The 11420-nt window shown below is 47.1% G+C and carries 10 protein-coding genes; 4 read left to right on the forward strand and 6 right to left on the reverse strand.

Annotated elements, in window-relative coordinates; genetic code table 11:
- Positions 1-471: TOBE domain-containing protein (locus tag QZL69_RS05705; protein ID WP_022214267.1), on the forward strand; the 471-nt coding region annotated here is incomplete at its 5' end.
- A 104-nt stretch (positions 472-575) separates the two neighbouring features.
- On the forward strand, positions 576-1628 hold the full coding sequence (locus QZL69_RS05710) for a PucR family transcriptional regulator (protein ID WP_330361748.1): 1053 nt from the start codon (positions 576-578) through the stop codon (positions 1626-1628).
- 555 nt (positions 1629-2183) lie between these two features.
- On the opposite strand, the gene QZL69_RS05715 is transcribed toward QZL69_RS05710, so the two are convergent.
- From QZL69_RS05715 to modA, 3 genes are all read right to left on the reverse strand, one after another.
- The gene (locus tag QZL69_RS05715) at positions 2184-3236 is read right to left on the reverse strand and encodes a sulfate/molybdate ABC transporter ATP-binding protein (RefSeq protein WP_022214269.1); all 1053 of its coding nucleotides are present in this window, start codon (positions 3234-3236) and stop codon (positions 2184-2186) included.
- The gene (gene modB / locus QZL69_RS05720) at positions 3236-3931 is read right to left on the reverse strand and encodes a molybdate ABC transporter permease subunit (RefSeq protein ID WP_022214270.1); all 696 of its coding nucleotides are present in this window, start codon (positions 3929-3931) and stop codon (positions 3236-3238) included. The genes QZL69_RS05715 and modB overlap by 1 nt, the downstream gene beginning before the upstream one ends.
- Before the next feature lie 75 nt (positions 3932-4006).
- Positions 4007-4861 (reverse strand): molybdate ABC transporter substrate-binding protein, encoded by an 855-nt coding sequence (modA, locus tag QZL69_RS05725; protein WP_022214271.1) that lies wholly within the window; start codon positions 4859-4861, stop codon positions 4007-4009.
- A gap of 159 nt (positions 4862-5020) precedes the next feature.
- On the opposite strand from modA, the gene QZL69_RS05730 reads away from it, so the two are divergent.
- The gene (locus QZL69_RS05730; protein ID WP_022214272.1) at positions 5021-5233 is read left to right on the forward strand and encodes a TOBE domain-containing protein; all 213 of its coding nucleotides are present in this window, start codon (positions 5021-5023) and stop codon (positions 5231-5233) included.
- Positions 5226-6149 carry a helix-turn-helix transcriptional regulator gene (locus QZL69_RS05735; protein ID WP_022214273.1) on the forward strand — a complete coding sequence of 308 codons (924 nt, stop codon included), beginning with the start codon at positions 5226-5228 and terminating at the stop codon, positions 6147-6149. Before QZL69_RS05730 ends, QZL69_RS05735 begins: the two co-directional genes overlap by 8 nt.
- A gap of 67 nt (positions 6150-6216) precedes the next feature.
- Here the strand turns inward: QZL69_RS05735 and QZL69_RS05740 are convergent, their stop codons facing one another.
- From QZL69_RS05740 to carB, 3 genes are all read right to left on the reverse strand, one after another.
- Entirely contained in the window at positions 6217-7143 is a 927-nt protein-coding gene (locus tag QZL69_RS05740; RefSeq protein ID WP_022214274.1) for a hypothetical protein, read from the reverse strand.
- Between the two features lie 102 nt (positions 7144-7245).
- On the reverse strand, positions 7246-8148 hold the full coding sequence (locus QZL69_RS05745; protein WP_022214275.1) for an undecaprenyl-diphosphate phosphatase: 903 nt from the start codon (positions 8146-8148) through the stop codon (positions 7246-7248).
- Positions 8149-8348: 200 nt separating this feature from the next.
- Positions 8349-11420, reverse strand: a 3072-nt coding sequence (gene carB, locus QZL69_RS05750; RefSeq protein ID WP_291518568.1) for a carbamoyl-phosphate synthase large subunit, incomplete at its 5' end; no start/stop codon positions are given.

The following is an 11420-nucleotide window of genomic DNA, read 5'->3' on the forward strand; positions in this document are numbered from 1 at the left end:
ATGAAAGACGGTGTTGTTCAGCAGGTAGATACACCACAGAACCTGTACCAGAAACCAGGCAACCTGTTCGTAGCTGGATTCATGGGATCCCCGCAGATGAACTTCCTTGATGTTGAGATCAAAGAAAAAGGTTCTGACGTTGTTGCAGTATTAGGCAAAGACGAACTGGTTATCCCGGCTGCTAAAGCAAAAACTCTCAAAGATGGCGGCTATGTAGGAAAAACAGTTGTTATGGGTATCCGTCCGGAAGACGTTGCAGATACACCGAATGGTTCCATGTCTTCTACAGTTAAGGTTTATGAGCTTCTTGGTGCAGAAGTATTCCTGTACTTCGATGTAAACGGAACTCAGATCACAGCTCGTGTTGATCCTGGCACAAAAGCAAAAACAGGCGATCCGGTTAAATTTGACTTCGATATGGAGAAAACTCACTTCTTCGACAAAGATTCCGAGCTTGTTATCACAAACTAAGATTAAAAATTTAAAACCCGGGGGACTTTTCTCCCCGGGTTATTTTTTTATTAAGAAAGGAATTTATTATGTCTATATCTATACAAAGAAATCTGCAGAAATGTATGGAGGACTGGAAACAGATCAGTGGTCTTGATTTCTGTCTTCTTTCAGAGAATAATTCAGTTTTTGTCGCTACCGGTGAAAGAAGGATTCCTTCTGCCGGCAAGCTGGAGGATTTCCGAAATGGAGATGCGCTGTGCACTGCCAATGCCTCCTGCTGTCTTTATAAGGTTATGGACCGTGATGAGCTTCTTTATATTCTGATCGTGTGGGGAAGCGGAGAAAGCACTTCTACGATCGGAGAACTGGCAGTCTGCCAGATCCGAAGCCTGATCGAAGCTTATTCTGAAAAAAATGACAAGAATGCTTTTATGCAGAAGCTGCTACTTGGATCTTACAGTGAGGTCGAGGCTTTTAACAGGGCGAAGAAACTACATATTTCTTCTTCCTGTCAGCGCGCTGTCTTTCTCGTCGAGACGCGGCAGGCCGGGGATGAACATGCGCTGACTATGATCCGGAATATTTTTTCTGCGCGGACACATGATTTTATTACGTCGGTGGATGATAAGGGGATCATTATCGTGAGGGAGCTTGTCTCTACGGAGACATATGAAAATCTGGAGGCTACGGCGCATATGCTGGTGGATATGCTTGGTGCTGAGGCTATGACGCAGGCGTGGGTTGCATATAGTAATGTAGCAAATGGGCTTCGTGATCTCGCGAACGCATATAAGGAAGCGCGGATGGCGCTGGAGATCGGGAAGATTTTTTATTCCGAACGGAATGTGTTCGGGTATCGGAAGCTTGGGATTGGACGGTTGATCTATCAGCTTCCGGAGGAAGTTTGTGAGATGTTTATCGAAGAGATTTTCGATGGGGAATCTTTGGATGCGATTGATGGGGAGACTTTGAATATAATACGGACGTTCTTTGAAAATAACTTGAATTTGTCAGAGACGTCCAGGCAGTTGTATGTGCATAGGAATACACTTGTATATCGTTTTGAAAAGATCCAGAAACGGTTTGGATTGGATTTGAGGTCGTTTGAGGATGCTTTGACATTTAAAATTGCGATGCTTGTTTCTGGGTATCTGCGATACCGCTCAAATCCCTGAAAACGGTGTTTTCTGTTCCTTTCTGAAAGGAAACCAAACCGTCAAGGGACTTGCCAGTCCCCTGACAACCCCTGGGCTAAGTGTTGGACGAAAATTTATCTTATGGGGAGCCCTTTGAAAAATTCTCCTGGTGTTTCAGGTCAGAAAATTTCCGTATAAATATAAGCGCAGACTTGCACGGTTGCTCCCTGAGTCTGTGCTTATTTATGTTGTTGGTTTTTCTGTATGGTTCAGATTTGCACCTTAAACTAACTAATCCTACGTATCTATTGTTCTACATGCTTCCGCAGTATCACATACTACGGGCCCGTCGACACCACGCCTTCGGCGTGCTCGCGGGAACTCCAGCTATCACGAACTCAAGTTTCCGCGCTTTTCGCGCAGCGAAACAGCCTTAGCAGTTGACGTCAACCCGTTCTGTCTTAATGCACCAGGCGTGGCCAAGTAGGGGGAGTATACACGCAATTTATTGCGTGTATGAGCAAGTAGCGTATGCGGATTGCGAATGTCCGCTGCTTGGGAGCTTCGGCCTTCGCAACTTTGAGATGCTCCCCCTCAGGGTTTCAGGAGCATCAGATGCTCGGGTGGGAGGTACAGGTACTTAGGTAAGTTGGCTCTTGGGTCCAACTGAAAATTCGGTTTAGGTCGCATCCACCAGAGAACAGCGTCTGTGTCCGCATTTGGACACTTAACCAAATACTGATGTTCGAAGGTAGTTTCTATGTAATCCTGAACTTCGAAGGGAACAGTATTCTGGCCAGGGGTATCTGCAGGCTGCATCCAGTGTCCTCGGATAGCTACATGCGTAATGTCATCCGGGACTTCCTGGGTGGTGTGGAGTTTGAGACCCCAATCCAGAGCCTCAATCTCGTAAGCCCCCAGCTTACGAGCCCTGGAATTGTTTTTGCAGCCGGTGAGGCGGGCTACTTCGAGGAGGCCTGGCTGCTCGAAGAGGTGCCTGGTGTCTCCGAAGGTCAGGGTTCTGCCGTCTTTGAGGAGCATGAGTTCTTTGCAGAAGCGGAAAGCTTCGTCACGGCTATGTGTTACCATGATCATGTCGCCCTGGTATTGTTTGAGGAAGTCTTCCATGTCTTTCTGGAGGGTGTCCTTGAGGTAGCCGTCGAGGGCGGAGAATGGTTCGTCGAGGAGGATCGCCTCTGGTTCTCCGATCATCATTCTTGCGAGGGCTACTCGCTGCTGCTGACCGCCGGAGAGCTGGGATGGGTAGCGGTTTTCGAGTCCGTCGAGGTGGTATCTCTTAACAAAGTCTGCTACTTTGGCATCCTGAATTCCTTTTTCTCCGCGGAAACCGCATTTGATGTTGTCCTTTACTGTCATGGTCGGGAAAAGGGCATAGTTCTGAAAAAGGTAGCCGATCCTTCTCTCCTGTGGTTTGAGATTGATCTTTTTTTCAGAGTCAAACACAGTTCTTCCGTTGATGATGATCTTTCCCTTGTCCGGTTTCTCGATTCCGGCGATGCAGCGCAGGGTCATGCTCTTGCCGCTTCCGGATGCTCCGAGGATCCCTGTTGCGGAGCTTTTGCTGTCGAATGCTGTTTTCAGCGAAAATCCCTTAAAGCTTTTTTCTATTTCTACATGGATGGCCATTAAATCCACCTCCTGCTCTTCATTCCCCTGCCGGAGACGATATTGATGAGTGCCACGATCGCGAATGAGATCACCACGATCACCACAACCCAGAAACCGGCAACATCATAGTTTCCTGCTGAGGTTTCTGCTGCGATCGCTACGGAAACGGTTCTTGTCTTGCCGAGGATGTTTCCTGCAAGCATGGAAGTTGCACCGTACTCTCCGATCGCTCTCGCAAAGGCAAGTACAGTTCCGGAGGCGATTCCCGGACCTGCTGCCGGTACGATGACTTTCCAGAAGATCTTGCGGTCGCTCATTCCCAGGGTCTGTCCTGCATAGATCAGGTTTACGTCCACCTGCTCAAACGCAGCTCTGGCGTTGCGGTACATCAGCGGAAATGCGATCACTGCTGCTGCAATGACGCAGCCTTTCCAGGTCTGTACAACTTTGAAGTCAAAATTTTCGAGAAGAAACTTACCGAATGAGCGTCTGAGGCTGAAGATCAAAAGGAGAAAGAAGCCTGCAACTGTCGGTGGAAGAACCAGCGGCATCGTGAGGATCCCATCCAGGACCGCTCTGGAACCTGGTTTGAGTTTCATGATCTTTCTTGCACAGAAAATTCCCAGAAAAAATGCGATCGTAGTTGCCACTACGCCTGTCTTGAGGGATATCCACAGGGGACTCCAGTTTATATCCTGTAAAAATTCCATCATTGTATTATTTCCCCTTTATCAGCAAAAAGGGGCAGACTATGATCCGCCCCTTTTGCTGACTTTTTATTTTTTATATTAGTTGGCAGCTTCCTCTGTTGCTTCTGCTTCAGCGTCATCTGCTGTTTCTTCTGCTGTGTATGGAGCGAATCCGTACTCTTCGAATACTTTGAGAGCATCATCTGTCTGAAGGTATGCAAGGAATGCATCTGCTGCCGCTGCTTCGGACTCAGATGCCTCTGCATCCTCTGTCAGTCCTACCGGGTAAAGAACTGGTGTCTCAAGGGATCCAGCCGGTGCTTCTGCGATGATGTCAACTTTATCTGCTACGGAAGCTGCATCTGTTGCGTATACGATACCAATCTCGTTACTTCCTTCGCTGACGGATGCGAGAACGTCTGTTACGTTTTTACCTTCGTTGATCTCCATCTTGTTTACATCATCTTCGATTCCGAGGTTCTTGAAGATCTCACGGGAGTACTGTCCAACCGGTACATCCTCTCCTGCCAGAGCGATGTTAGCTGCGTCTGTGATGTTCTCAAATCCTGTAACCTTGGTTTCTCCGTCCTTTGGTTTGATCAGAACAATTTTGTTCTCAAGGAGATCTACTACGGAATCTTTCTTAGCGAGGTCTTCGTCTACCAGAGCGTCCATCTGTTTGGTTGCTGCTGAGAAGAAGATATCACATCTGGAACCTTCTTCGATCTGTGTCTGAAGTGTTCCTGAGCTGTCTGCGTTGAAAAGGATATTTACATCCGGATATTCCTCGTTGAAATCCTTCTGGATAACTTCCATAGCGTTGTTAAGGCTTGCTGCGATAAATACATACAGATCTCCGCTTGCGTCATCTGCTGTTGCTGCCTGTACACTTCCTGCGCTCATGCCTGCTGCCAGCACACCTGCAAGCATTACTGTAACTAATTTTTTCTTCATATTTTTTCTCATTTTGTTTATTGTTATTCTGTTTTGTTCGGTTTTAACCTGTTTTATTTATTTTATCTCAGATAGCTATTCTTGTCAAACAATTTGCCCTGTGCTATGATAGAAAATGTTAATAAAACCCAAAAATATTTTTATAGGAGAAAAAATTTTATGAAATTAAGTGCACGCAATCAGTTAAAAGGAAAAGTAATCGACATCAAAACAGGAGCTGTCAACTCTATCGTAACTCTTGACATCGGAGGCGGCAACATCATCGTTTCCACAATTTCCTGCTCTGCAGTAGAAGAACTTGGACTGGAAGTAGGATCTGACGCTTATGCAGTGATCAAGGCTACTAACGTTATGGTTGGTATTGATGAATAAACTCTATACCGCCCAGGAAGTTGCAGACAGACTAAGGGTCAAAAAGACGACGGTATATGAGCTGATCAAACGAGGGGAACTTTCCTCCTCGAAGATCGGCAAGCAGCTTCGGATCAGCGAAGAACAGCTTGCAGAATATCTCAAGGGAACTGTTTCTGATTCCGAACAGCGTCCTGCTTCTCCTGTTTTCCGCCCGGAGAGTTCTCTTCTCAAAAGGGATTATCTCCTTAATTCCAGCGGACTTATCATCAGTGGACAGGCTCCTTCTGTGATGGAGCTTCTGATGGGGCAGATGGCTGCACATCCTCTGGGACTGCCGATCCTTCATTCTCATATGAACAGCTACAACGGTCTTTACTCTCTTTATTTCGGGAAAGTACATGCCGCTGCTGCCGGAGTTTTTGCAGAAGATATCACTCCTCTGCTGCCGGGAATCCCACTTGCACTGCTTACACTCTATGAATTTACACTTGGGTTATATATTAAAGAAGGAAATCCCAAGGACATTTCTGGTATCCAGGATCTTACCCGCAAGGACATCATTCTTGCCAACCGTGAAAAAGGCAGTACCAGCCGGATCTATCTGGATAAACAGCTTAAGAAAATGCAGATTCCTGCTTCTTCCATATCCGGATATCAGAAAGAATTCGTTTCTGACTTTTCTGCCGTTGCTGCAGTGATCGACAGACACTGTGATACTGCGATCGGAGAAAAAGCTGTCGTTCTCAACGCCGGAAAGCTGGACTTTATTCCACTTCTCAAAGTTCCGATGTATCTTGTCATGGAGGCCTCTTCTCTGAATTCTCCCGGATTTCAGGCACTCATCGAGATCACCCGTTCCGACGAATTCAAGACTGCACTCCGCGGTCAGAACTGTTATTACACGGCTCATACCGGAGAACTGTCTTATTTATAAAGAATATATATTTTTGTACATAAAAAATCTGCCCCTCCATTTAAGGATGCGGGCAGATTCTTTTTTGTTAATAATCCCAGTCTGAACTGCTGGACTCGTCTGTGTCATAGCCTTCGTCAGCATAACCACCGTCGTCATAGGAACTATCATCATAGCTGTCGTCGTAGCTGCCATCGTAACTGTCATCATAGCTTCCGTCATTATAATCATCACTGCTGTCGCTGGAATCATCATAGGAGCCGTCATAACTGCTGTCGTCGTTGCTGTCATAAGAGTTATCATAGGAATCACTACTGCTGTCGGAACTGCTGTCATAAGAGTCACTGCTGTCACTGGAAGAACTGTCGCTGGAACTGCTGTCCTCTGAACTCTCATCACTGCTGTCACTCGTCTCCACTGAATTTCCTCTTGTATCTGTTTCTTTCTTTGTGGAAAGGCTCATATAACGCAGGTATACAGAAGATGTACTGTCGTCAAGCATCAGAGAAGCTTTTTCCATATCTCCAAAGTTTACAGAATAAATCTCATAGCTGTTTCCATCTGCTGTGACAAGCTTCATATCATAATTTGCAGAAGTACTGTCAGAAGTGCTCTCTGATGAGTCTCCGGACTCTGTTGTGCTGGAAGAAGTCTCTCCGCCATAATACATCTGCACCTGTTCAGCAGCCTTGATGGAAGACTCCATAGAGATCAGGTTCTTGCCCCAGTCTCCGTCTTCATTTCCGGAAGTTCTCAGATAGAGTTCACGGATATCACTCTGAAGACTGTTTGACAGATAAATAAACTTCGCCTGCGCTGTCTTGGTACCGATCATCTTCGGTGCCGGTGTGGAAGTCGGAAGTGGTGTTACGGTTGCCGGAACAACGGTAGGTGTCGGTGTCGCCATCGGAGTCGGTGTTACTTCAATGAGTTCTCCACCCTTGCCTCCGCATCCGGCCAGTGTCAATGCCATAGCCGCCGCTGCGACCATAGCGATATATTTAGATTTATGCATGTTTTCAACCATCCTTTCTGAACTGCAACGAATTACAGTCAAAACTCTCTTGTTTTTCGCGTTCATTATCCCACGGATTTACTTAAATGTCAAATTAAGCAATTATCCAAGGAAATTTCTGCCGATAAAATATCCGAGTACAAGGATACCGAGAACGATTCGATACCATCCAAAAGCCTTGAAATCGTGCTTTTTGATGTAACCCATCAGGAACTTGATCGCGATAACAGAAACAAAGAAAGCTACCACAACGCCTGTTACCAGTGTCAGGATCTCAGCCGGTGTAAAGGCAAAGCCGAATTTTACCAGTTTCAGAAGGCTGGCTCCGAACATAACCGGGATCGCCAGGAAGAAGGTAAATTCTGCTGCTACTGTTCTTGAGGTTCCTACAAGGATTCCACCGATGATTGTAGAACCGGAACGGGATGTTCCCGGCACTACAGACAGTACCTGAAAGATGCCAATCTTGAACGCTGTAGCAAAACTTAAGTCTTCAAGGGAAGTACAGGTCGGTTTTCTTCTCTTATTGTAGTTTTCAACAAGGATAAAGATCACACCGTAAACGATCAGGGCGATCGCAACGACTACATAGTTGTTGAATTTCTCTTCGATAAAATCATTGAACGGAAGGGCGATCACGATCGTCGGGATGCAGGCTACCACGATCTTAAACCAGAGGATCCATTTGTCCTTATCACAGAATTTCTCAACAAAAGTCAGCGCGATACGGGAAACCGGATTCTTGCGGGCAAGCTGCGCTTTCTTTTTCTTCGGGATCTGCCTTATGTAGAACGGCCACAATTTCCCCCAGTACAGGACTACGACCGCAAGGATCGCACCCAACTGAATGACAACCAGGAAAAAATCCTTGAACTCTGTGGCCATATCCATCTTGATAAATTCATCTACCAGGATCATATGACCGGTACTGCTGATCGGAAGCCATTCTGTGATTCCCTCTACGATGCCGAGGATCACAACTTTTATAAACTCCAAAACACTCATGTTTCTTTTCCTCTCTGTTTTTATTTTTGATCCAGAACTTTTCTCTGAACTTATACAGTATATTACAGTTTCCGTGGTTCGTAAACCTTTCGATGCATTTTCGTTCAAAGTTTAACTTTTGTTTAGATTTCCTGTAATACACAAGACCGGAGAAACATCGTCTGTCTCTCCGGTCAGTAAATTATTATGTCTTATCTGATTTATCTGCTTGCGATCGTTGCAATGTCGATCAGTGTCAGGTTATGAAGGTCTGTGTTCTCAAGGCTGGTTACAAGTGCTTCTGCTGTATCCAGACTGGTAAGGACATTGACACCTGTCTCGATCGCGTTTCGACGGATCACGAAACCATCCTTCTGGTGTTCTACACCCTGCGGCGGTGTGTCGATGACAACGTCGATCTTATGTCCGAGGATAAGGTCCATAAGGTTCGGTGCAGGCTGTTCCAGTTTGTTGGTACGGATCGCTTTGATTCCGTTTTCTTTGAGGACTTTGGCGGTTCCTCTTGTTGCGTAAATGCGGTATCCAAGAGCCTCGAAACGTCTTGCGATCGGAACAACTTCTTCATGGTCTTCGTCCTTGACGGTGATGATCATGTTCTTGTATTTCGGAAGTTTGATTCCTGCTCCGATAAAGGCTTTGTAGAGGGCTTCATTGAAGTTCTCTGCAATACCAAGGCACTCACCTGTGGATTTCATTTCCGGTCCAAGGCTGATATCTGCGCCGCGGATCTTCTCGAAGGAGAATACCGGCATCTTAATCGCGATATGTTTTGCCTCCGGCTGAAGTCCCGGTTCGTAGCCCATATCTTTGAGTTTGTATCCGAGGATGACCTTGGTTGCCAGCGGCACGATCGGGATTCCTGTCACCTTGCTGATGTAAGGTACGGTACGGCTGGAACGTGGGTTTACTTCGATAACATATACTTCTTCGCCGCAGACGATGAACTGGATGTTGATCATTCCGATTACATGGAGTGCCTGTGCCAGACGGCGTGTGTACTCTGCGATCGTATTCTTTGCATTCTGGCTGATAGTCTGTGCCGGATATACGGAGATACTGTCACCGGAATGGATACCTGCACGTTCGATGTGCTCCATGATTCCAGGGATCAGGATATCCTCGCCATCGCATACCGCATCAACTTCAATCTCCTTACCCATCAGGTACTTATCTACCAGGATCGGGTGTTCCTGTGCGATCTGGTTGATGATTCCGATGTATTCCTCTACATCCTCATCACTGACTGCGATACGCATGCCCTGTCCACCAAGTACATAGGAAGGACGAACAAGTACCGGATAGCCAAGTTCGTTGGCTGCTTTTTTGGCTTCTTCGGCGGTAAATACGGTATGTCCCTTCGGTCTCGGGATCTGGCATTTCTCCAGGATCTCATCGAAGAGCTCACGGTCCTCTGCCGCGTCAACATCCTCTGCTGATGTTCCGAGGATCTTGACTCCCATTTTCATCAGTGCTTCGGTAAGTTTGATCGCGGTCTGTCCACCGAACTGAACAACTGCTCCGTCCGGTTTCTCGATATTTACGATGTTTTCCACATCTTCCGGTGTCAGCGGCTCGAAGTACAGTTTGTCTGCGATATCGAAGTCGGTGCTGACTGTTTCCGGGTTGTTGTTTACGATGATCGTCTCGTAGCCCTCTTTTTTGAATGCCCAGGTACAATGTACGGAGCAGAAATCGAACTCGATACCTTGTCCGATACGGATCGGTCCGGAACCAAGGACGAGGACTTTTTTCTTATCATGGGTAGCTACGGCTTCGTTTTCTGTGTCCGGTCCGCCATATACAGAGTAGTAATATGGTGTTGCGGCTGCAAACTCAGCAGCACAGGTATCTACCATCTTGTATGCGGCTGTGATCTTGTAGCCCTGACGGAGAGCCTTGATGTCTGCCTCTGTTCTTCCGCAGAGGTCTGCGATCACGTAGTCCGGGAATTCCATGCGTTTCGCCTCAAGAAGAAGTTCTTCTGTCAGCGGCTGGGTCCTGAGTGCCTGTTCCATCTCTACCAGGATCGCGATCTTGTCGATGAACCATCTGTCGATCTTGGTGATCCTGTGGATGTATTCCTTGGAAATATCTCTGCGGATCGCTTCTGCGATCTTCCAGATACGGCGGTCATCTACAACTGCCAGCTCGTCGATCAGCTCGTCTTCATCAAGTCCTGTAAAATCGTAGGACATCAGGCTGTCCACGTGCTGCTCCAGAGAACGGATAGCTTTCATGAGTGCACCCTCAAAGTTATGGCAGATACTCATAACCTCACCGGTAGCTTTCATCTGAGTAGTCAGTGTTCTCTTAGCTGTGATGAATTTATCAAATGGAAGTCTCGGGATCTTGACTACACAGTAGTCAAGCATCGGCTCGAAACTTGCGTATGTCTTGCCTGTGATCGCATTCGGGATCTCATCGAGGGTATATCCAAGAGCGATCTTTGCTGCAACTTTGGCGATCGGGTAACCGGTTGCCTTACTTGCCAGTGCGGAAGAACGGCTTACACGAGGGTTTACCTCGATAACACAGTACTCGAAGCTCTCCGGATGAAGGGCGTACTGTACGTTACATCCACCTGTGATACCAAGCTCTGTGATGATGTTCAGAGCGGAAGTACGGAGCATCTGATATTCCTTGTCTCCAAGTGTCTGGGACGGTGCGACTACGATGGAGTCACCGGTATGGACACCAACCGGATCGATGTTTTCCATGTTGCAGACTGTGATGCAGTTTCCTGCACTGTCACGCATTACTTCGTATTCAATTTCTTTCCATCCTGCGATGCAGCGTTCTACCAGAACTTCTCCTACACGGGAAAGTCTGAGTCCGTTCTCGAGGATCTCTCTCAGTTCATATTCGTTGTTGGCAATACCGCCGCCGCTTCCGCCAAGGGTGTAAGCAGGACGGAGAACGACCGGATAACCGATGGTTCTGGTAAATGCGACACCATCTTCTACGGTTGTTACGACCTTGGAAGCTGCGACCGGCTCGCCAATCTTTTCCATGGTGTCCTTGAATTCCTGACGGTCCTCTGCCTTCTTGATGGTCTCTGCAGTGGTACCGATCAGGCGCACATTGTGTTCCTTGAGGAACCCTTTTTCTTCCAGTTCCATTGCAAGGTTCAGACCGGCCTGTCCTCCAAGAGTCGGAAGAACGCTGTCCGGTTTCTCCTTGAGGATGAGCTGTTCTACAACTTCTACAGTAAGCGGCTCGATGTAAACTTTGTCCGCGATATCTTTGTCTGTCATAATGGTTGCAGGGTTGGA

Source organism: Blautia sp. CAG:237 (assembly GCF_000436615.1).
Lineage (GTDB): Bacteria > Bacillota > Clostridia > Lachnospirales > Lachnospiraceae > Blautia_A > Blautia_A intestinihominis.

Bases quoted from the DNA above. Each gene is read 5' to 3' on its own strand.
- QZL69_RS05710 (WP_330361748.1), top strand. From the start codon at position 576: ATGGAGGACTGGAAACAGATCAGTGGTCTTGATTTCTGTCTTCTTTCA.
- QZL69_RS05715 (WP_022214269.1), bottom strand. From the start codon at position 3,236: ATGGCCATCCATGTAGAAATAGAAAAAAGCTTTAAGGGATTTTCGCTG.
- modB (WP_022214270.1), bottom strand. From the start codon at position 3,931: ATGATGGAATTTTTACAGGATATAAACTGGAGTCCCCTGTGGATATCC.
- modA (WP_022214271.1), bottom strand. From the start codon at position 4,861: ATGAAGAAAAAATTAGTTACAGTAATGCTTGCAGGTGTGCTGGCAGCA.
- QZL69_RS05730 (WP_022214272.1), top strand. From the start codon at position 5,021: ATGAAATTAAGTGCACGCAATCAGTTAAAAGGAAAAGTAATCGACATC.
- QZL69_RS05735 (WP_022214273.1), top strand. From the start codon at position 5,226: ATGAATAAACTCTATACCGCCCAGGAAGTTGCAGACAGACTAAGGGTC.
- QZL69_RS05740 (WP_022214274.1), bottom strand. From the start codon at position 7,143: ATGCATAAATCTAAATATATCGCTATGGTCGCAGCGGCGGCTATGGCA.
- QZL69_RS05745 (WP_022214275.1), bottom strand. From the start codon at position 8,148: ATGAGTGTTTTGGAGTTTATAAAAGTTGTGATCCTCGGCATCGTAGAG.